The sequence below is a fragment of the Staphylococcus roterodami genome (genome assembly GCA_022493055.1).
Lineage (GTDB): Bacteria > Bacillota > Bacilli > Staphylococcales > Staphylococcaceae > Staphylococcus > Staphylococcus singaporensis.
In genome coordinates this window covers 20,707-41,612 of record CP092781.1, presented here as the reverse complement: position 1 = coordinate 41,612, position 20,906 = coordinate 20,707, and the positions used below count along the sequence as shown (strand labels likewise).

Genomic DNA, 20,906 nt, shown 5'->3' with positions numbered 1-20,906 from the left:
TATTAAACTTTTTCCATGTAGTTTAGACAACTGATGAAAAGATAAACTGACATTTTGTCTGCCCATATGGCTGTATGGTATCAACAAATGTTTCTACTTCATCCATATTTTCCAACCGAACCTTAAATACAAAACATGCCTCTCCTGATACACGATAACAAAACTCAACATTATCTTGTTTTGAAATAAATTCTTTAAAATCTTTGTATCTATTATTCTTTATAGTTAACTCAATTAATATTTCTACATCGTAACCTAATTCCTTATAATCTATGTTAATTGTATAACCTTTTATAATACCTTGATCTTCAAGTTTATTTACCCTTTCTCTTACAGCTGGAGCAGATAAGTTCACTTGTTTACTTAATTCATTAATAGTAATTCTACTATTATTTAACAAAACGTTGATTATTTTTTCATTTATTAAGTCATTCATAGAAAATCCTCTCTTTTCAAAGCATTTAATGATATAAACTTTCAAAATCTTATTTCCATACAATTTTATCATGTATATCATTAAGATAGGAGATGAGGATATGACATTATTAGAATACAGTAATATTGGAAACACACCATTTGAAAAACTATTAGGGCATAATAAAAACTTATTAAAATACTGGAATAATTTATCTGATTTTTTAAGTAGCGATGGGGCAATAAGTAAAGAATTAAAAGAGGAATTAAGAAGGTTACTGGCCCAGCAAAACGGATGTCAATATTGCAAAGCAAAAGGTAGTCCTACAAATAAATTTCTAAACGAAAAATCTCTACTTTGTATTGGCTTTGTTGAAGTTTATTTAAAATCTAAACAAAACATACCCGAATCAAGTATAAGTTTATTAAAAGAAACGATGACAGATGAAGAAATCATTGAATTAATTACATTCGTATTATTTACTACTGCACAGCAACATTTAGGAGCAATATTAAGGCTATCTGAATAAAAAATGAATTTTTGGGTAATCACACTTTTTAATTACTTTGAAATATTTTAGTTACGAATTTTTTTAGGTAAGAGCATTTATATGTTATTTTATTTGAGCAATTATTATTTAATGAGTAACTTTTCAAGATAATTTAATGCCTCTTGAAAAGTTGCTCTATATTCCATTATTTAAAAGCGACTTTACGAATAAGTTCATTTGTAATTTCTTTCTCATTATAAATTGCATGAAGAATTTGTATTTGTTGCTCCCGTGTAACATACATACCTTCAAGTGAAAGGTTTTTAGCGATTTGTTTGTTAATCTTCGAGTCAATAGTAATCATGATATCGCCTCCTATATAGCACTTTTATATCGTTTATCACTTAACAGGGCTATTTATGCCTTACCTAATAATCTTATTTAAAAATTGTTCATACAACTACAAAAATTAACTTTCACAAATTGCAATTACTGTTATACGACTGATCACTTCTATTAATCCTGTAGATATCAAAGTATTATTTCTTCACTTAAATCGTATTTCATTTATATAGACCAAATATTGCGATAATTAAGTCCTACTTTTTCAAAACTTAAATAACTATGTTTACATATAATTGTTCTACCCATAAACTTTTGAAAATGATGATTTAGCAATGCACACTTTTGATTGTTTAAACATGTCTATTTTAAAATTATTTTTAGATATAAATGCAAATTTTAAAGTTGCTACTCTTTCAGATTTACCTAAAATAAAAATTGCTATGAAGAACGTAAACATTAGAATAAATAAAAGTAAAAGCGCATTAAAAGCACGACCATCTTGACCCGCTCAAAACGACATTTTCAAGTCGCCATAAAACAGCATTTTTAAACCGCTATTGACATCTGCTATTCAAAATTAATAATTTCCTATGTCGCTAAGTACCCTTTACTTTTGTTATTATTTAATTTGAAGAATCTGATTAAATCATAATAAGCACTTACATATACGTCATACTTTATGATAAGTCCAAAAGTTCAAAATCCCCCCTACTTATGATACGCCACTGCGTATCATATAGTGATGCGGTTTTTAAATCTTTTAACTAAATTTACCGAGTTAAGTATCTAAGTCGTACATCATATTAAATACATCAATTATTGTCTTACTTCCTTTTAATTCTGTGAATCCAATATTTCCATAAGATTCCCTTAATTCTTTCTTTTTAGCTTTTCTTAAAAAAGGTATACCCGGTTCTCCTTCTATTTCCATAGCTTTCAACATTAATTGATTTAATTCAGTGCTATACTTATTTATTAACCCTATAAATGAATATAAAAGCATATTTTTTATACACTCATCATAATCTATTATTAGTTGATAAAAATCAATTAATCCATTGTAATTTTCTAAATCGCTCTTAAATGCCTTATTCCAATTATAGTTAGTATTTAGTAATATAGATGGATCAATAAATAATTGATAGTCGTTTATTTCTTCACCATTACAATTTACAACTAACTTTTCTTTAATATTCGTAATTGCCAAACCATGATGTTGTGTAAAATTTCTCATTTGATAACATAATCTATAAGAAAAATTATTGTCATAAATATTTGATATATTATTTTTCCATTCCTTAAATTCTTTCTCACCAATAGACTTAAATAAATTCTCAGTATACTGATAAAATGTTCTTGCAGTAGATAAAATATGCAAGAAATATAAATTGATAAAGTCAATAGATTTAAATTCATTATTTAGATTTCTTTTATTTTTAATGTAATCTTTAATTATTTGAAAATCATAAAGATAGTAATCATACATTTCCTTTACAACATTAAATCGATAACTCAAAGTGGCTATTTTCTGAAAAACCTGTTTATCTTCACTAGTCAGCTTTTTATCTGTAATCTTCATTATTTTCTCTTCATCTGTTACTACATATATAGCAAATTGCTCTATGACATCATCATCTTTATAACCTTTATATAATTCTTCAAATTTATTTAAATCCATAGAATTTTTCTCCTTCTATACTTAATCCCTCATACTTCCTTATTTAACAACCTATAAAATTTCTGAACCTAATTTTTTATGAACCCTGATTATATTCAATATAATCAATTATATTTAAATCAAAGTTGTTGATTTACTTTTCAAAGTCTATATAATCATTAAAATTATTTTATATCTTTATTTTATTTATTGAACGAAACTTTTTTAGTTAACTTACTTATTTGGATATTACTTGTCTAAATCTAGAATATTTCCTAACATTCCTAGAAAATTCCCAATTAATAAACAGCTTTATAAAACCTGTCATTACAATAAGCCTAGAAAACATCACGAAATGATTAAGAAATTACTAATCGAATTTATTATAGACAACAAAGATAGCAAAATCGTTAGCGCGGAACCATTTGAATTAAACCTAGAAGCTTTTTATGCTATCAAACAAAATTGTAATATTAGTAATAACAATAAACCCTTAGATGAATATATTATTACATATTTTGAGGATTTATTGTCTAATATAAGTAACACATTAACAAATAATAATAGGGCTAATGGAAATAACCCAATAATAAATTACATCTATGTTACTCAAAGAAAAGATGGCATGGTTTGCGTAGTTGGAAAATCACATTTCAAATATGAATTTAAGGGTAATGAATATAAATTAGTTAAAAATCAAGAAGGTGACTTATTTAAGAAGATGGATGAAGATAAAGGTTCCGGAAAAATATTATCTTCATTGTATATAAAAGACAATGAATTAAAAAAACAATATTCTACATGTAGAGATTTTCTAGATGATTATTTATATACAGCATGGATTATTCCTGTTTTGCTGAATGAACATGCAACAAGTCAATTAGAGGAATATTTAGGTAGATATTTAATTAACCAAAACGTACCAATCCTTAATTTACTTTCACATACTTTCAAATAATCAAGTTATATTTAAAGATAGTATTTATGTAAATGGCGGTTTAAAAAGGTGTCACCGGAAATGGTAAAAGTTACATCGCTTTTATTTTAGTAAATGATGATTTTTTATTGCCGTATACAACTGAACAAGAACAATAGTATCTCATGGAGGTATTCGAAATAAGAAGCCGTGAAAAATCATTAATACTTTGTTCTCAAATGACTTCCGTAGAATGGCATAAGAAATTAAGTGGGAAAGTCATCGCTTATGCGATTTTAATTCGTGCTGTATCAAAGTCATTTAAAATATTTTTAGAAGTAGAGTCGTTGAGAAAAATTAAATAAAATCACTGGTACTAGTCGAACGATTTATATGGTACTAAAAAAACGCGATTTACATGGTCCCGTAAATCGCGTTTTTATGGTTCTATATAAGCGTCGTATGAAAATTTCTAAGCATTTTGTTTTTTTATTCGAGATTTTAATATAGAAAGATCCTTCAAGTTTCTTTTAGAAATTATATTATCAATAATTTTCTTTTCAGTTCGTGGTGACCAATAAATCTTTAAATTTTCTCTAGCTCGTGTAATTGCAGTATAAAAAATATTGTTAGTGATTTGTTCGTCTAAATCATCAGATATAACAATTTTTACTGAATTAAACTCTAACCCTTGAGCTTTATGTATTGAAATTGCATAACTCACTTGAAAAGGAACTATACTATCAGATGAATCATTATCATCATCATTCAACCCATCACTTTTTTCTACTCTAATCCTAATCACCGAACTATTTTCAGAAGAACTTATTAAATCAATTTCTAACAAAATAATATCAAGTTCATTTATAACTTTATTTATTTCTAAATCAAACAATATATATTCTTCAAAAACATATATTTCAATTATTGACCCTTTTAAATTATTAAAAAGTATTGGTGAGTACTTATTAGTTTCATTAAATAGAATAGGATCACCAACTTTATATTCTTTCACACCCCAAATTACAGAATCATTTTTATTATTTGCTTGTAATAATCTATTAATGTTATTGATACCATATATACCATCGTAATTTAAACAAAGAATAATTTCATCTTTATTGAATTCATTAAATATACTTTCATCTAATCTTGTAGAATATTTATTCATATTAATAATTTCATTTAAATTACTCTTTTTTTCTCTAACAGATTTCCAAAAGTAAAGTAAATCATCATTTTTAGTTCGATACATATTAGTTAGTTCGTTGATTATATTTTTTGGCAAAACATCTTTGGCAATTTCGAACCAATTTCCAAAATCTATCGATTCGATTTGATAATTATCACCGACAATTAATAATAATTCAAATTGCTTGTTTTCAAGAATTCGATTCATGTCCTTATTACTAACTGTACCTGCCTCATCGATTATTAACAAGTCATACTTTTCTTTATCATTATATAAAAATTTAGAAATAGTAGACGTTTTAATGTTAGATAATTTGATTTTTCTTTTAATATTGTCTACTGCAGTATTAGTATTTGCTATGACGATAACATCTTTATCATAGAAAAAATTGCAAATATGGTTTATTAAAGTTGATTTCCCTGTTCCAGCAGCTCCGTATACCATCGATATTTTGCTATTTGAAAACATTCTTAAGAGTATTTCCTTCTTTTCTTTACAATCCAACGATGTATATTCATTATTTAGCCAAAACTCTACTGAATTTGAATAGCCCTCTACGCTTTCATTTGACAACAGTTTAATTGACTTTATTATACTCATAATACTCTGCTCATTTTCATATAAATAATAATTATCACCAAATGAATGTATTTCTCTATTCGGTCGATGCTTATAATACAAATTATTATTATATTTATCGATTAGTTCGTTTACAACACCATACTGCTCAATTTCTTCTTTGATTGTATAAACTTTCTTATTCTTCAAAGTATTCTTTTGAATCTTCCTGACTAATAATTCATATTCTCTCCCTTTGTATTCTATACATTGTAACAAAGTATAGATATTAGGATTATGGCCTTTTAAAGAGGCTGTAAATGGCATTTGATCAAATGGAACACATTTATAATCCAATATAAGGTTAGATAATTTATAACATTTATTGCTAATATAAGGTAACTGTAAACGAATTATCCTATTGTTAAAAACAAATAATAAATACCTAAGAACATTTGCGCCTGATTTATTTGTTAAAATATATCTTCTTGCTAGTCTCAACACATTAAAAATATTAATAACTGCTGATTCGCTATTCACTAAACACTCCAATTCATTAAATTCATCGTCATCTAACAAAACAATATCAAGTAAATGTAAATTAAATTCTTTTAGCAATTTCATTAATTTTTTATATTCATTATGATTTGGTTGTAATTTTAAATCGTAATCTAATATTTTAGCAAAATTATTAAATTCACAAGGCCTTATAGATATTTCGTAATCATTTATTATTATTACGTTAGCTTTAATCCCTAAATAACTTATTGTTTGCCTTTCTAATGCGAATTTTACAGCATAATTTGTGTTTATTCTATATTTTGAATAACCAATCAGTCTTTCGTATTTACTAGTTTTATCATTTGCATTTCTAAATGTAATTTCATAATATACTTTATTTTCAATAACAAATGGTTTTGTTTTTTCAATATAATACCTTGAATTATCTACTTCATATTCATTATCAGTGTATTTATTACCTATTAATTGAGATATTGTATGATAATATCCTTTTAAATCACTATCAATATTCAGCGGTACTTTATATAAACTTTGCAATAAATCCATTTCAAAATCTTTCTTTAACTTTTCTTTTAATTCTAACATTAAGTCATAATACTTTATAAATAACCGTTCGGATCTATCTTCATCAAATGTATAATGAGAAACAGATTGCTGAAGTAATTCATGAAAATTTTTAAGCCAATTCAATTTGTAATGCTTCCTAAAATGATCTATTCCCATTTGTATTTCATTATAGATATTTGAAGAACTATTAGTCATATCTTCATTTACACTTTCGAAATAATATTTCATACCAATATGTTCTACGTAGTTTCTTAAATGTGATAAGATACTTTGTGATAAATAACCTAAATCTGATGAGTTATTCTCAATACTTTTACAAATAACTTTATCTATATCATAAATTGCGATATCTATATTTTTCATTTGTTCCCCTTATTAAATTAATATTTTATTTAATAATTCCTGTTTTCGCGCCTTTATTTTTTTATTTTATTAGTTTATTAGTTTGTCTGGAATTGTGTCACAAAAATCCATGTATAATGAATGATCTTACTATCTATAAACAACTACAATCAAATATAGAGTGGAATGTCAACAGTTTTTTAGACACTTTTCATGTGTATACCTTTAAACGCCATTGGCGTTAAATACTGTAATGAAGAATGTGGTCTAAAATTGTTGTACCAATTTACATAATCAAATAATTCTGTTTCTAACTGTTCTAACTTTTAATTTATATATTTTTTATAAAAATTAAAAACTTCCTCTACTTATGATACGCTTCTCCACGCATAATCTTAAATGCTCTGTACACTTGCTCAATTAACACAACCCGCATCATTTGATGTGGAAATGTCATTTTGCTGAATGATAGTGCGTAGTTACTGCGTTGTAAGACGTCTTTGTGCAGGCCGTTTGATCCGCCAATGACGAATACAAAGTCGCTTTGGCCTTGGGTCATGCGTTGGTTCAATTCTTGGGCCAATCCTTCGGAAGATAGCATCTTTCCTTGTATCTCTAATGTAATGACTGTTGATTGTGGTTTGATTTTGGCTAGTATTCGTTGGCCTTCTTTTTCTTTTACTTGCTCAATTTCTTTGTCGCTCATATTTTCTGGTGCTTTTTCGTCTGGAGCTTCTATGATGTCTATCTTGGTGTATGGGCCTAAACGTTTTTCATATTCTGCTATGGCTTGCTTCCAATATTTCTCTTTTAGTTTCCCTACAGCTAAAATGGTGATTTTCATGTCGTTTGGTCCTCCAAATTGTTATCAACTTTCCAGTTATCCACAAGTTATTAACTTGTTCACACTGTTCCCTCTTATCATACCAATATTTTTTGCAGTTTTTGATATTTTCCAGACATTTATGCCCAATTTTTAGTGTATAACTTGTGTATTTGTGGATAACTCTGTGGGCATTGTGGGTGTTTCTCTTTAAATTGTACACAATTCTGGATAACTATCCCCATTTCTGTGGATAAATACCTTGATGTCTTATTACTTATCCCCGTTTTTATATCCCATGTTTATCAACGTTTATAGCTTTTTTCCAAAAAAACACTACCGTACCTCTTATTTAAGAAATACAGTAGTATTGTTTTCAATATATTTTAGCTAGCTTTTCTACGTCGTACAGTCGCGATTAAACCTATACCTGCTACTAATACAAACATCGCTGCTGGGCTTGAACTTTGATTAGTTCCAGTTTTTGGTAACTGTTTATCATGCACGCTACCTTTAGGCCCTGACATTCTAACCAATTGTTTCCCACTCTTGCTTGATACAGTAGTCCCTTCTAATGCGCGACCAGAACCTTCTGTACCGCTACTAACAGTTCCTCTATGCGCTGGTAACAACACAACTTTACCTGAAGCTGGTTGTTTCGCTGGATTCATCACTTTGTCTTTACCAATTGGTTGTGCATCTTTACCAGACTCACTACCTTTGCTACCTTGTTGTCCTTTAGCTGGTTGTTCACTTACTGCTGGTTTACCTAATAACATACGTTGTGGTTCTGTCGTATCATACTTAGCTAAGTTAGCTGTTTTTAAATAACTTGCTAGTACTTGATCTAATGAAATACCTTCTTCTCTAGGTCCGCCGAACATACTATATCCGTCTCCACCTGATGCTGTGAAGTCATTCATCGTTACATGATATACGCGTTTTAAATCAATATTTTCAAACTTACCTGTCTCTTTATTTAAAATTTGAATAGCATTAATTCGTTTGCCAGACGGTTTATTCATATCATAGTAAACACGAATTGAATCAGAGATATGTAATAAACCGCCATTCGCTGTTAACACTGTCTTACCGTCTTTTTGTGTTGTTGGTGCACCTAAACTATGTTCGAAAGCCATCCAGACGTCTGAACCTTTTACATCAATTTGCGCAATCGTATTTCCAAATGGTAATACTGAGATTAAATCATAGCGTGTCACCTTACCTTTTGCAATAGAGGCACGAATACCTCCACCATTTGTCACGGCAAAGTCAGGCTTTTTAGAGAAATTCTTAACGCCATACGATTCCATAGCATCTGCAATCGCATTTCCTAAATTTGTTTCACGCGTTCTAACGTCATCTCTTTCTCCTTTGAAATCAATCGTATTATTTGGAATAATAACCTCTGCTGTTTGTGCTCTAAATGTTTGATCAGCTTGATTAATTTGTTCAGCTAATGCTTTGTTCGGTTTTACATTTTCAACGTCTTTAACATTAATCAATGATGGTTTAATATTTGATACCTCTCCATTGCGGTAATTAAATGTAATCTTACCGATATTCGCAAGTGCTGTACCTGTTTGTGCTAATGCATCATTGTTATAAATTTGACCATTTTGAAGTACGGTATGTGAATGACCATCAATGACTGTAATACGTTTCTTCAATTGTGGATTTTGACTTAATTGTTTCACTAAGTAATCACCACGCCATGTTTCTTGTGTTGAAGGATCAATACCTAAATGTGATATAACAACAAATGTATCTACGTCTTTATAAATACGCATCATCTCTGCTGTCACACTTTGTAATGGATCTCTAAATTCAACACCTTTAATGCCTTCAGGTCTTGTTTTCGTCTTTGTTTCTGGTGTCGTTACGCCAATAATTCCATAACGAATACCATTTTTCGTTACAATCGTTGAAGGCTTAAACGCGCGTTTCCCATCTTTATAAATGTTAGTACTTAGCATCGGGAAGTCTAACATACCCTCTAACTTTTTCAACTGGTCGTATCCAAAGTCAAATTCGTGGTTACCGACTGCCATAGCATCATAACCTACTGCATTCATTGCTTTAGCCATTTCTTCACCTTTAGACTGGTTTGAAAGTGGTAAACCTTGAAAGGCGTCTCCTGCATCTAACATTAAATCAGGCTTTTCTTGTTCTTTTACTGTTTTTAATTTAGCCATACCGATGACACGCCCTTTTTCTTCGGCTAGTCGGCCATGGATATCATTTGTATGTAATATTTTATGTGTTGTTGTTTGTGGTACATTGGTAGCAAACATTCGTGGTGAAAGTGATGCTGTTTTAGCATTTGATAATTTGAATGTTGCTGTGTGAGTTGGTTTTTGTGTTGAGGCTTGTTGTGCATCTACATCGCGCGTTTCGTTTCCTGTTGTTGAAACTGCTGTAGTTGGTTTGTTAGATGGTGCGTTGGATGTTACTTTGTTGTTTGTATCATCAGCTGTTCCCTGCGCTGATGCTGATACATGGGTTGCCGCTTCTTCACCATAATGATGAGCCGCTTCCTTTGTTGGCGGTACTTGTTGCTTATCTGTTGTTGCTTGGTCTATCGTTGTTACTGCATGTGCTTTCATTGGTGTATGCTGCTCAGCCGCGTTCGAGACATGCCATAATCCCATCACACTAAAAAGCAAAACGAGCCATACACTTGTTTTAAGTAATAAAGCTTTCATTTCGTTCCCTCCATTAACTGTCATACACCAATATATTATCATAATCCTTATATTAAAATGTTTGATTTTATGTAAATTATTTATAAATTACATTTAATATCGAATTATTTTTTACATTTCAATCAAGTCGGTTCAACCCAATAACAGCCATTTTCCACCAACAACATAAAAAAGCACCCGATAAAGTCGTCTCACAACAATGCGGAACTTTATAGGGTGACTCTCATTTATATTGTATATATTGGCGTTGGAATAGCTTTATCCGTATCACATAGTAATACTTCTTTTTCCGTATCAATATCGTGTTCGTTCAATACTTGACCAACACTCATACGCGCCAAATCTTTCATATTATTATCTTGTGATAAATGTGATAAGTAAATACGTTTCGTGTTGCCTGTAATCACATCCGTCATCGCATGGCCTGCATCCTCATTAGATACATGTCCCATATCGCCTAAAATACGTTGTTTCGTCTTCCATGGATAACGACACATTCTCAACATATCGACGTCATGATTACTCTCAAAAATAAACGCATCGCTGCCACGTATCATACCTTTCATACGATCAGACACATATCCGGTATCCGTTAAAATCGTAAACTTCTTATAGTTATTATGGAAAATATAAAATTGCGGATCTATCGCATCATGAGACACGTTAAAAGATTCAACATCGAAACCTGCAATAGATTTTGTTTCATAAGGATTAAAAATGAATTTCTGATCCATAGGGATGCGACTATCTTTCTTTTCAATAGCTTGCCAAGTCTTTTCATTCGCATAAATTGGCAATTGATATTTACGCGCCAAAACACCTAAACCTTTAATATGGTCAATATGTTCATGAGTTACTAAAATACCATTTAAATCTTGAATATTACGATCAATTTGACTAAACAATTCTTCCATTTTCTTGCCAGTCAAACCAACATCAACTAATAGACTACCTTTTTCATTTTCTACAAAAGTGGCGTTACCTGTACTACCACTTGCTAATACACTCATGCGTATCAAGCGGCTCATCCTTTCTCTTTAAACAGTCACTTTCTTTATATGACTGCAATATACATCAGTACAAATATACGATTTTCCCTACAGAAACTATCAATATATTAGCTGTTTTGTATACCTTTCCTATTATGTAACTTTAGTTCATCGACCGGTCTCTTATATTTAAATTTTGATAATCACGTGCAATGAATTTCTTAATTATTATAACAATGATTAGACAAATACTAAAGTTTTTAAAATAGCAGTTACTTTAATTTTACAATGCGGTACTACTTAATAAGTGAATAAGTGTGCACGTTAGAGACGCAGAAATGTCAGCCATGAAAACCCATACCAGCAAAAAGCTAGCACCGCTTCTCACATATGATGAGCTTGCAATGCTAGCTTATTATGATTCATATTAATGATTAATAATTTTAGGGTTATTATTTGTAGCTTCAACATAGTAAGTATTCGTCTTGTCCTTACCATCATGCTTTACTTTAATCTCCCAGTTTGGCTGTAACAATTGAACATTCGTTTCATTCACGACTGAATAGTAACCAAGTCTTGCATTAATTACTTCATCACCTTTTTTCAAGTAACGATTATAATATAATGCCTCGATTGCTTTTCTCACACTAATAACTTGATGCTTCTTATCTGCACCATCAGTCGGCTTAATGTCATCCATCATTGACTGTTTATAACTAGTTGCTTTGTTATCTTCTATTTTAAAGTTCAACATCGCTTTGCTGTTATTTAAAATCGGAAAATCATCATACGTTTGTTCATATTTTACAGAATCTGAACTAATCTCGCTTAATTGATATTCAGCACCTTTAAATACACGCTTGTTAACGTAATCTTTTAAATCTTTTAAGTTATTATCACTAACTTTTACCGATTGGCTGATGTTCGCATTTAATAATTTTCCACTATCTGATGTGGATAAATCAGAATCACCTTTAGCTTTTGAACTAAAGTCTTTTGATCGCCCTGTAATTTGTTCTAATTGTATGCCTTTAACAGATTTATTTAAAATACTGGCTGGCACCCTAATTTCTTCTTGTTGAAAATTCACTTCATTGTTACTTTCAACTTCATTAATATGTGAACGATTGACTTTATTAACATAAATCGATACTAAGACGATGTTGACAAGAATAAACACGAAAATGAAAAGTGTCTTCGTAAGTTTCCAGTTCATTTATTCAAGCCTCCCATCGTTATAAACAAACCATTTACCATCATATTCTACATACCAGCGTGGTACGAGTTCGCTATTAATCTGCACTTCGATGTGATTATGGTCTGGATTATCTTGCATTTCATAACCGATAGCAATGTTCGTTACTTTTTCAAAATTAATATCACTATTGTTTGCCAAGCTTGAACGTACAGACTCTAATTTCGGCAACGTTTTATTATCTTCACTGTTTAAAACAACGTCGGTACGCAATAACGAACGACGATAATCAAAGACACCCTTTTCGCCCCATGTGACTTGAATTTCATTAGAGTCTTCTTTATTAAACGTTGGATAACCATTAAGGAAACGTTGATATGTTAGCTCGCCTGACTGATTATTCGTACTGAACAATCTCAAGTCTTCGTTTAAGAAGCCACCATGATTATTAATAAAATCAAAAGTCCCTGGTATCGTTTCTTCCATTTTACTAGAACTTGCTTCATCTTCAGACAAGTTTTTATAATGATATTTTTCATTTTTATCATTATAGTTTGCGACACCTGTATTATTGTTATACGTAGTGACACCACTCTTCGAACTACGAACAATAGTTGAATCGTCAAATAATATAGCATTCATTTTTTCAACACTAATTGTATTAAATACCATGCGATAAGTTTTTAACTTTTCAGGTTTACTTGGTGCAAAGACATGTGTCGTACGATCAATTGTATCTTTATTTGTAATGATATCTGAATATGGTTGCATTTCTTTTTTAACGGTAGATAAAGCATCCATAAAGTGATCGTTTTTCGTTGTAGTTGTCAATTTCACGTAATCGTGACGGTCTTTACTAATGGCATAAAGTACGATATGTCCTTGGGCATCATGATCAATAACTAAACGATTGAAATTGAAATGATTTGGTACTTTCGCATTCATGTTCAGTACTTGACCAAGATACGTTGATAACGGTAAATCATACGTAAAATCAAATATCGTAAAATCACTACTCAAATCTGGAATCATTAAGTTATGATCTCGACGAACATGTTCCACAGATTTTATTTCTTTATTTTTCAAAGGCTTTGTTAGCTTATTCACGTTAGATACTGTCGCAACCGTTCCCTCAGGATGATCATTTTTCGAATGAATAATCTGAAACGGCGTAATAGTTGTATCCATTTTGGCTGTCATTGGTTTCGTTAAAGGTTTCGTTTCACTTTTCTTACTATCTGTATTGTCGACATTTGCAATATCAGGCGAAAAGTTCCATACCATATATGTCAATACGACACTCATCAAGACGAGAAGCGCTAAAATGACAGATTTAATATGTTCCTTATTATTCATCCCAATCACCGTCTTCAATGACTTCACATGGAAGTGTGATAAAGATAGATGTGCCTTGACCTTCTACACTGTTTGCCCAAATACGACCATTGTGCGCTTCCACAATCTCTTTCGAAATGGCTAGTCCTAATCCAGTACCACCCATTTTACGCGTACGTGCCTTATCTACACGATAGAATCGGTCGAATATCTTATCGACTTTATTGATAGGAATACCGATGCCATTATCTTTAATACGAATCGTCATTCGATTATAAAGTGGATTTTGTTTCACGTGGAACTCGACACGTTTATCGCCTCTAGAATATTTCATCGCATTTGTAATGACATTATCAAATACTTGCGTCATTTTATCAGGATCAAATTCTGTGAAAATCGTCTTTTTCGGAATATCTCGAATAAATGTTGTATCTTTCGCAGACATTTCATGTCGATTAATAATTTTATTAATGAACATGTTAAAGTCGATAATTTCTTTGTTGATTTGATCTGATTCATTATCCATTTTAGATAATTGTAGCAAGTCATTTACAAGTCGAATCATTCGTTCTGTTTCTTCACGAGTTACAGATAAAAATTGTGGTGCTAGTTCTTCATCTTTCCATGCGCCTTCTTCAAGTGCTTCAATGTAACTATTCATTGATGTTAACGGTGTACGTAACTCATGTGATACATTGGCAACGAATTCGCGACGTTCACGTTCAACTTGTTGTTGTTCAGTAACGTCATGTAACACGGCAATATAACCCGTTACAAAGCCTGTTTCCTGCACAATTGTACTAAAGTTAACACGTGCGATAAGACCTTCTTCTTCATTTAAATCTAGTAAGAAACTATCGTTATTCTCTTGAATCTCTTCAAGTTTAAACTCATCTTCAAGACTTAATACACTTAACATGTAGTAACCAATAATATCTTCTTTAGCCATACCAAGCATTTTAAGTGCCATGTCATTGACAATACGAATACGTCCTCGGCGGTCTGTTGCGATAATACCATCACTCATATGTGTAATAACTGAGTCAAGTCTACGTTTCTCACTTTCAGTATTAGCCTGAGCTTCTTGCACACGTTTGGACAAGTTATTGAATGCTAGGGCTAATTCACCAATTTCATCGTTACCATAAATCTTCACACGTTGCGTGTAGTTACCTCGCGACATTTCGACTGTCTGGTTACGCATATCGGTGATTGGTTTGGTAATCGTTCGCGCTATAAAGAATCCCAAGATGACTGTAATTAATAATGAAATAGCTGTACCAACAATGAATATTTGGTTAATATTATTTAATTGGTTATAAACGTCATTAATTTTTGATTCGATATAGATATTACCTATTACTTTTTTATCGACTTTAACTGGAATGTTATACACCCACACACGGTCTTTTCCGTTACCATAATCTTTTAATATTAAATGATCATTCGATTGTCCTAATGATAATGCTTTTTGAACAGAACTATCATTTGCTTTTTGATTAATTAGACTACGGTTAGACTGCTTCGTCGTTGCGACAATAATTTGGTCTTTATCTATAAAACGAATTTCTCCAATTTCTTGACGGTTGGCATACTCACTTAATAAATTTTGAATATCTTTTTGTGCATTTACGGAGCCCTTTTCGTCATATACTTTTTCAATACTAATTTCTAATTGTTTTGCATATTGAGTAATATTCTTCTTAAAATTATCAAGCAGTTCTTTTTCAAGGTTATTTGTAAAATATAGCCCGATAATTTGCATACCAATGATAATCAGTAATACATAAACAATTACAAGTTTAGTATGAAGGGATTGTAGTTGTTTTAGCCACTTCATTCGTTTCGACCTCTACTCATGTTGTTGGAGGAAATATCCAACGCCTCTACGCGTAACAATATATTCAGGATGTGACGGATCATCTTCAATTTTTTCACGTAAACGACGAATCGTTACATCGACCGTACGTACATCGCCAAAGTAATCATAACCCCATACTGTTTGTAATAAATGTTCACGTGTCATAACTTGTCCCATATGTTTTGATAAATAATGGAACAATTCAAATTCACGATGTGTTAACTCAATATCTTCGCCACGTTTTTTAATAGAATATGCGTCAGGGTAAATCACAATATCTTTAATTGTGATTTCATTCGTCACGTTCCCAGTGTCTTGCGCTGGTTGTGAGTAATGACGGCGTAAATTAGCTTTCACACGTGCAATTAATTCACGTGTACTAAATGGTTTTGTTACATAGTCATCTGCACCTAGTTCTAAACCAAGTACTTTATCAATCTCTGAGTCTTTAGCAGTTAGCATAATAATTGGCATTTCGTATTTTTTGCGCACTTCACGACATACTTCCATACCATCACGACCAGGCAACATAATATCTAATAATACGATGTCTGGTTCTTCTTCATAAATTAAGTCTACTGCGTCATTACCATCATATGCACAGTACACATCGTATCCTTCTTTTTTTAAATTAAATTCTAAAATATCAGCAATCGGTTTTTCATCATCAACTACAACAACTTTTCTAGCCATTTGCATAAACCTCTTTTCTTAAATCATTAATATCATTTTATCATTTTTTGATCTTTATCGTTTATGTTTGTGTAAAAAATCACAGGATGTCGCTTACTATTTTTGTTATTGTGCGCATTTTCCGTCTTATAACGTATAGTAACCTATTATATAATTTACCATTTATAAGCTATTAATTCTATTTTCCAATATAAACTTATATATTAATATTTTTTATTAGTTTCTCACGGCGTATTGTGATAATAATTAGTCTTTCCCTATAATATGACCACGAAATCATTTTTATATTATTAAAGGTGCGAAAAAATCATAGTTCCTATTGGTGTGGATGTGAGGAAAATAAATACTATTATATTTTTGTTAGACGGGCTCTTTTGGTCTATCACTATGAAGAAGTATGTTAATAAAGGCACATGGTAATCTAATTAAAGAATTTGGGTTCTACATTTGTCTTTAATACATTGCAACTGAATTACCAGAAGTTTATACATTATAAATAAAATGGGAGTGGGACAGAAATGATATTTTTACAAAATTTATTTCGTTGTCCCACCCCGGCAAGGTTGACTAGAATTGAAAAAAGCTTGTTACAAGCGCATTTTCGTTCAGTCAACTACTGCCAATATAACATTATAGAGCCTAGAACTTGATTTATGTCTCAAGCTTATTTGTCTTCAATTGATATAATTTTAAACGTAAAAAAATGCCTATCCTCTTGGATAGGCATTTGTACGGTCTCGACGGGAATCGAACCCGCGATCTCCTGCGTGACAGGCAGGCGTGTTAACCGCTACACTACGAGACCTAAAACATGGTGACTCCTACGGGACTCGAACCCGTGTTACCGCCGTGAAAGGGCGGTGTCTTAACCGCTTGACCAAGGAGCCGTTCTTAAGCACAAGATAGATTATAGCACAGCCAAACTTACCATGACAAGATATTTTTTACATAATTTTGCTATTATTTTTTGAACTATGTTATAAGTGAAAAATTGCATTTTATTGGCAGTCTATTTATTATAAAATTTACGCTCTTTTTGAAAATTTTCCATTTTCATCATCTTCATTTATCCTCCATCTACGCCATTTTATATAGTTATTTTCGATACTAAATTTCTTACATTTAAATATTTCATTTTATTTTCATTGAATACTTTCACGTCGAACCTTCTAATATATGACAAGCAATACCACCTATACTTAAACAATTCTTTCCATCTCAATAATCAAGTTGATACACAATTTTACATAACAAAAGCCTCCTACCAATAAAGATAGAAGGCTCATTCGTTTATAATCATTGTGTATTACTTGTATAAAGTTCTACCACAATTCTTTTAATAAGTTTGTTTGTTCTCTATCTGGACCAACTGAGAAGATAGAAATTTGTACATTACATAATTCAGAAATACGCTCTAAATATTTACGTGCATTTTCAGGTAATTCTTCTAAAGTACGTACGCTTGTTACGTCTTCTGTCCAACCTGGTAACTCTTCAAAGATTGGTTTACAACGTTTTAATTGATCTAAGTTTGCTGGATACTCAGTAATTTCTTTACCATCTAATTCATAAGCTGTACAGATTTTCACTGTGTCTAAACCAGTTAACACATCGATAGAGTTAATAGATAAATCTGTAATACCACTTACACGACGAGAGTGACGTAATACAACTGAGTCAAACCAACCTACACGACGTGGACGTCCTGTTGTTGTACCGTATTCACGACCAACTTCTCTAATATGATGTCCATCTTCATCGAATAATTCAGTTGGGAATGGACCATCACCAACACGTGATGTATAAGCTTTACATACACCAATTACTTTGGAAACGAATGTTGGACCTACACCTGTACCTACAGTAACATTACCTGCAATTGGATTACTTGATGTAACGAATGGATATGTACCGTGGTCGATATCTAACATTACACCTTGCGCACCTTCGAAAAGTACTTTTTCATCTGCTACAAATGCATCGTCTAAGATTTTTGATGTATCTGTTACAAATTCTTTTAAGCGTTGACCTGCTGCATAGTATTCTTCAAAGATTTCATCAAATGATGGGCAAGTTTCATTAAACATACCTTTGAAATATGCTTGTTTATATTCAATATTTGATTTCAATAATCTTTCAAACGTTTCTTTTTCAAGTAAATCTGCCATACGAATTCCGATACGTTGAACTTTGTCTACATATGCTGGACCGATACCTTTTTTAGTTGTACCAATTTTGTTGTCTCCACGTAAACGTTCTTCATATTCATCTTGTGCTAAGTGGTAAGGTAAAATCACTTGCGCACGATTAGAAATACGTAAATTACTTGTAGGAATGCCACGTTCATTTAATCCGTCTAATTCTTTTAATAGTGCAACTGGATCAACAACGACACCGTTACCGATTACCGCTAATTTATCTTTATAAAAGATACCAGATGGTACTAAATGTAATTTATATGTCTCTCCGCCAAATTGAATTGTATGGCCTGCATTATTACCACCTGAAAAACGTGCGATAACATCCGATTGTTCTGCTAAGAAATCCGTAATCTTTCCTTTTCCTTCGTCTCCCCATTGTGTCCCAACTACTACGATTGATGACATGTGAGCACCTCCAAGTTTTTCTCATTTAACCATTTGATATTCTACCAATATCGAGACCATAATGCAAATAAAAATCGAACATTGATTTTCTTGCATTCTAAAAGAAAAATCATTTTCATAAATATGTTAAAATGCTTCAAAAACCCTTTTATAGCAATATTTATGGTGTTTTTAAGTCATTTCCAATACACAAACTTAACATATGTCAACGCATTCAGAACAAAATAAAAACCGTACAATTTTATCATAAACATGATTATTGTACGGTAAAAACTTTTTTTACATCATATCGGCATGTGCATAATCGATATCTGTAAATTTATTGTATTGTTTCATAAAGTGTAACTTAACTGTTCCTGTTGGACCGTTACGTTGCTTGGCAATGATGATTTCAATTTCACCATTTTCATCATTAGTTTGTGGCTCGAAACCACTATCATCGTCATCATCTTCATCGCCACCACGATTATAGTAATCATCACGATATAAGAATGCAACGATATCGGCATCTTGCTCAATCGAACCAGATTCACGAATATCACTCATCATTGGACGTTTATCTTGTCGTTGTTCTACACCACGTGATAGCTGACTCAGTGCAATAACTGGACATTCCAATTCACGAGCTAACGCTTTTAATGTACGAGAGATCTCAGAAACTTCTTGTTGTCTGTTATCGGACGCACGTGAACCACTACCTTGAATCAACTGTAAGTAGTCAATTACAATCATGTCTAAACCATGTTCTTGTTTTAATCGACGACACTTAGATCGTAAATCATTAATTCGAATACCTGGCGTATCGTCGATAAATATCTTCGTACGCGACAATTTACCGACAGCAATCGTGAATCGACTCCAGTCTTCCTCAGTCATAGTACCTGTTCTTAAACGGTTCGAGTCAACATTACCAGAACTACAAATCATACGTGTTGCTAACTGATCGGCACCCATCTCTAGCGAGAAAATACCAACTGTATACATATCTTCGTGTGTTGCAACTTTTTGTGCGATGTTAAGTGCGAACGCAGTCTTACCTACAGACGGACGCGCTGCAAGGATAATTAAATCATTACGGTTAAACCCAGCTGTCATTTGGTCTAAATCTCGATATCCTGTAGGGATACCTGGCGTTTGACCGCTATTTTGATCAAGCTCTTCAGCTGTTTCATATACTTGTCCCAACACGTCACGAATATCTTTAAAGCCATCACTTTCTCGAGAAGATGATAGCTCTAAAATACGGCGTTCTGCATCACTTAATATCGCATCTAGTTCAAGTTCATCATTATATCCATCATTGGCAATACTATCTGCAGTCTGAATCAATCTACGTTTTAATGAATGCTTAGAAACAATGTCCGTGTAATACTGAACATTTCGTGTCGTTGGTACATTTGTAGATAACTCTGCAAGATATTGCGGACCACCCGCTTCATTCAACGTACCTTCACTTGATAACTGATCCATCAATGTTACAACATCAATTTCTTTGTTATCTTCATTTAAGTGCATCATTGCACGGAAAATATGTTGATGGGCACCCCTATAAAACGACTCAGGAAGCAACACTTCCTGAGTAGTATTAATCAATTCTGGATCGATAATAATTGAACCTAAGACAGACTGTTCAGCTTCATTGCTATGTGGCATTTGGTTTTGCTCATACATTCTATCCATGAATGGTTACACCTC

At 31.8% G+C, this 20,906-nt stretch carries 16 protein-coding genes, 2 tRNA genes and 1 pseudogene; 3 read left to right on the top strand and 16 right to left on the bottom strand.

Features of this window, described 5'->3' with window-relative positions:
* Positions 1–22: 22 nt before the first annotated feature.
* Positions 23–436 carry an Lrp/AsnC family transcriptional regulator gene (locus tag ML436_00170; protein UMT78213.1) on the bottom strand — a complete coding sequence of 138 codons (414 nt, stop codon included), beginning with the start codon at positions 434–436 and terminating at the stop codon, positions 23–25.
* A 100-nt stretch (positions 437–536) separates the two neighbouring features.
* On the opposite strand from ML436_00170, the gene ML436_00165 reads away from it, so the two are divergent.
* The gene (locus ML436_00165; GenBank protein UMT78212.1) at positions 537–944 is read left to right on the top strand and encodes a carboxymuconolactone decarboxylase family protein; all 408 of its coding nucleotides are present in this window, start codon (positions 537–539) and stop codon (positions 942–944) included.
* A gap of 166 nt (positions 945–1,110) precedes the next feature.
* On the opposite strand, the gene ML436_00160 is transcribed toward ML436_00165, so the two are convergent.
* Both ML436_00160 and ML436_00155 read right to left on the bottom strand, forming a co-directional pair.
* Positions 1,111–1,269, bottom strand: coding sequence for a hypothetical protein (locus ML436_00160; GenBank protein ID UMT78211.1), 159 nt, complete (start codon positions 1,267–1,269; stop codon positions 1,111–1,113).
* A gap of 759 nt (positions 1,270–2,028) precedes the next feature.
* Positions 2,029–2,928 (bottom strand): hypothetical protein, encoded by a 900-nt coding sequence (locus ML436_00155; GenBank protein UMT78210.1) that lies wholly within the window; start codon positions 2,926–2,928, stop codon positions 2,029–2,031.
* A 334-nt stretch (positions 2,929–3,262) separates the two neighbouring features.
* Between ML436_00155 and ML436_00150 the strand changes: the two genes are divergently transcribed.
* Together ML436_00150 and ML436_00145 are read left to right on the top strand one after the other, a co-directional pair.
* Positions 3,263–3,865: a hypothetical protein gene (locus tag ML436_00150; protein ID UMT78209.1), complete on the top strand. Its 603-nt coding sequence runs from the start codon at positions 3,263–3,265 to the stop codon at positions 3,863–3,865.
* A gap of 197 nt (positions 3,866–4,062) precedes the next feature.
* Complete coding sequence (locus ML436_00145; GenBank protein UMT79453.1) at positions 4,063–4,188, top strand: hypothetical protein; 126 nt, start codon at positions 4,063–4,065, stop codon at positions 4,186–4,188.
* Positions 4,189–4,295: 107 nt separating this feature from the next.
* Here the strand turns inward: ML436_00145 and ML436_00140 are convergent, their stop codons facing one another.
* The 13 genes and pseudogenes from ML436_00140 to dnaB all read right to left on the bottom strand — a co-directional run bounded on the left by ML436_00140 (position 4,296) and on the right by dnaB (position 20,891).
* The gene (locus ML436_00140; protein ID UMT78208.1) at positions 4,296–7,025 is read right to left on the bottom strand and encodes an ATP-dependent RecD-like DNA helicase; all 2,730 of its coding nucleotides are present in this window, start codon (positions 7,023–7,025) and stop codon (positions 4,296–4,298) included.
* A 179-nt stretch (positions 7,026–7,204) separates the two neighbouring features.
* Positions 7,205–7,324, bottom strand: a pseudogene (locus tag ML436_00135) (IS3 family transposase).
* 44 nt (positions 7,325–7,368) lie between these two features.
* The gene (gene rlmH, locus ML436_00130) at positions 7,369–7,848 is read right to left on the bottom strand and encodes a 23S rRNA (pseudouridine(1915)-N(3))-methyltransferase RlmH (GenBank protein ID UMT78207.1); all 480 of its coding nucleotides are present in this window, start codon (positions 7,846–7,848) and stop codon (positions 7,369–7,371) included.
* Positions 7,849–8,213: 365 nt separating this feature from the next.
* A complete protein-coding gene (adsA, locus tag ML436_00125; GenBank protein ID UMT78206.1) occupies positions 8,214–10,532 on the bottom strand; it encodes an LPXTG-anchored adenosine synthase AdsA in 2,319 nt (772 codons plus the stop codon).
* Positions 10,533–10,759: 227 nt separating this feature from the next.
* Complete coding sequence (locus ML436_00120; protein UMT78205.1) at positions 10,760–11,560, bottom strand: MBL fold metallo-hydrolase; 801 nt, start codon at positions 11,558–11,560, stop codon at positions 10,760–10,762.
* Positions 11,561–11,948: 388 nt separating this feature from the next.
* Positions 11,949–12,737 carry a two-component system regulatory protein YycI gene (yycI, locus tag ML436_00115; protein UMT78204.1) on the bottom strand — a complete coding sequence of 263 codons (789 nt, stop codon included), beginning with the start codon at positions 12,735–12,737 and terminating at the stop codon, positions 11,949–11,951.
* Complete coding sequence (yycH, locus tag ML436_00110) at positions 12,738–14,072, bottom strand: two-component system activity regulator YycH (protein UMT78203.1); 1,335 nt, start codon at positions 14,070–14,072, stop codon at positions 12,738–12,740.
* Entirely contained in the window at positions 14,065–15,891 is a 1,827-nt protein-coding gene (gene walK, locus ML436_00105; GenBank protein ID UMT78202.1) for a cell wall metabolism sensor histidine kinase WalK, read from the bottom strand. The genes yycH and walK overlap by 8 nt, the downstream gene beginning before the upstream one ends.
* Positions 15,892–15,903: 12 nt before the next feature.
* Positions 15,904–16,605: a response regulator YycF gene (gene yycF / locus ML436_00100; GenBank protein UMT78201.1), complete on the bottom strand. Its 702-nt coding sequence runs from the start codon at positions 16,603–16,605 to the stop codon at positions 15,904–15,906.
* 732 nt (positions 16,606–17,337) lie between these two features.
* Positions 17,338–17,410: transfer RNA gene (locus tag ML436_00095), tRNA-Asp, on the bottom strand.
* Between the two features lie 7 nt (positions 17,411–17,417).
* Positions 17,418–17,492, bottom strand: a tRNA-Glu gene (locus ML436_00090).
* 435 nt (positions 17,493–17,927) lie between these two features.
* Positions 17,928–19,211: an adenylosuccinate synthase gene (locus ML436_00085; protein UMT78200.1), complete on the bottom strand. Its 1,284-nt coding sequence runs from the start codon at positions 19,209–19,211 to the stop codon at positions 17,928–17,930.
* A 279-nt stretch (positions 19,212–19,490) separates the two neighbouring features.
* Positions 19,491–20,891, bottom strand: coding sequence for a replicative DNA helicase (gene dnaB, locus ML436_00080; GenBank protein UMT78199.1), 1,401 nt, complete (start codon positions 20,889–20,891; stop codon positions 19,491–19,493).
* Positions 20,892–20,906: the final 15 nt, after the last annotated feature.

Excerpts from the sequence above, each read along its gene's own strand:
- ML436_00165 (UMT78212.1), top strand. The coding sequence starts at position 537 with ATGACATTATTAGAATACAGTAATATTGGAAACACACCATTTGAAAAA.
- ML436_00120 (UMT78205.1), bottom strand. The coding sequence starts at position 11,560 with ATGAGCCGCTTGATACGCATGAGTGTATTAGCAAGTGGTAGTACAGGT.
- rlmH (UMT78207.1), bottom strand. The coding sequence starts at position 7,848 with ATGAAAATCACCATTTTAGCTGTAGGGAAACTAAAAGAGAAATATTGG.
- ML436_00170 (UMT78213.1), bottom strand. The coding sequence starts at position 436 with ATGAATGACTTAATAAATGAAAAAATAATCAACGTTTTGTTAAATAAT.
- yycH (UMT78203.1), bottom strand. The coding sequence starts at position 14,072 with ATGAATAATAAGGAACATATTAAATCTGTCATTTTAGCGCTTCTCGTC.
- adsA (UMT78206.1), bottom strand. The coding sequence starts at position 10,532 with ATGAAAGCTTTATTACTTAAAACAAGTGTATGGCTCGTTTTGCTTTTT.
- walK (UMT78202.1), bottom strand. The coding sequence starts at position 15,891 with ATGAAGTGGCTAAAACAACTACAATCCCTTCATACTAAACTTGTAATT.
- yycI (UMT78204.1), bottom strand. The coding sequence starts at position 12,737 with ATGAACTGGAAACTTACGAAGACACTTTTCATTTTCGTGTTTATTCTT.
- ML436_00140 (UMT78208.1), bottom strand. The coding sequence starts at position 7,025 with ATGAAAAATATAGATATCGCAATTTATGATATAGATAAAGTTATTTGT.
- ML436_00145 (UMT79453.1), top strand. The coding sequence starts at position 4,063 with ATGACTTCCGTAGAATGGCATAAGAAATTAAGTGGGAAAGTCATCGCT.
- ML436_00150 (UMT78209.1), top strand. The coding sequence starts at position 3,263 with ATGATTAAGAAATTACTAATCGAATTTATTATAGACAACAAAGATAGC.
- dnaB (UMT78199.1), bottom strand. The coding sequence starts at position 20,891 with ATGGATAGAATGTATGAGCAAAACCAAATGCCACATAGCAATGAAGCT.
- yycF (UMT78201.1), bottom strand. The coding sequence starts at position 16,605 with ATGGCTAGAAAAGTTGTTGTAGTTGATGATGAAAAACCGATTGCTGAT.
- ML436_00085 (UMT78200.1), bottom strand. The coding sequence starts at position 19,211 with ATGTCATCAATCGTAGTAGTTGGGACACAATGGGGAGACGAAGGAAAA.
- ML436_00160 (UMT78211.1), bottom strand. The coding sequence starts at position 1,269 with ATGATTACTATTGACTCGAAGATTAACAAACAAATCGCTAAAAACCTT.
- ML436_00155 (UMT78210.1), bottom strand. The coding sequence starts at position 2,928 with ATGGATTTAAATAAATTTGAAGAATTATATAAAGGTTATAAAGATGAT.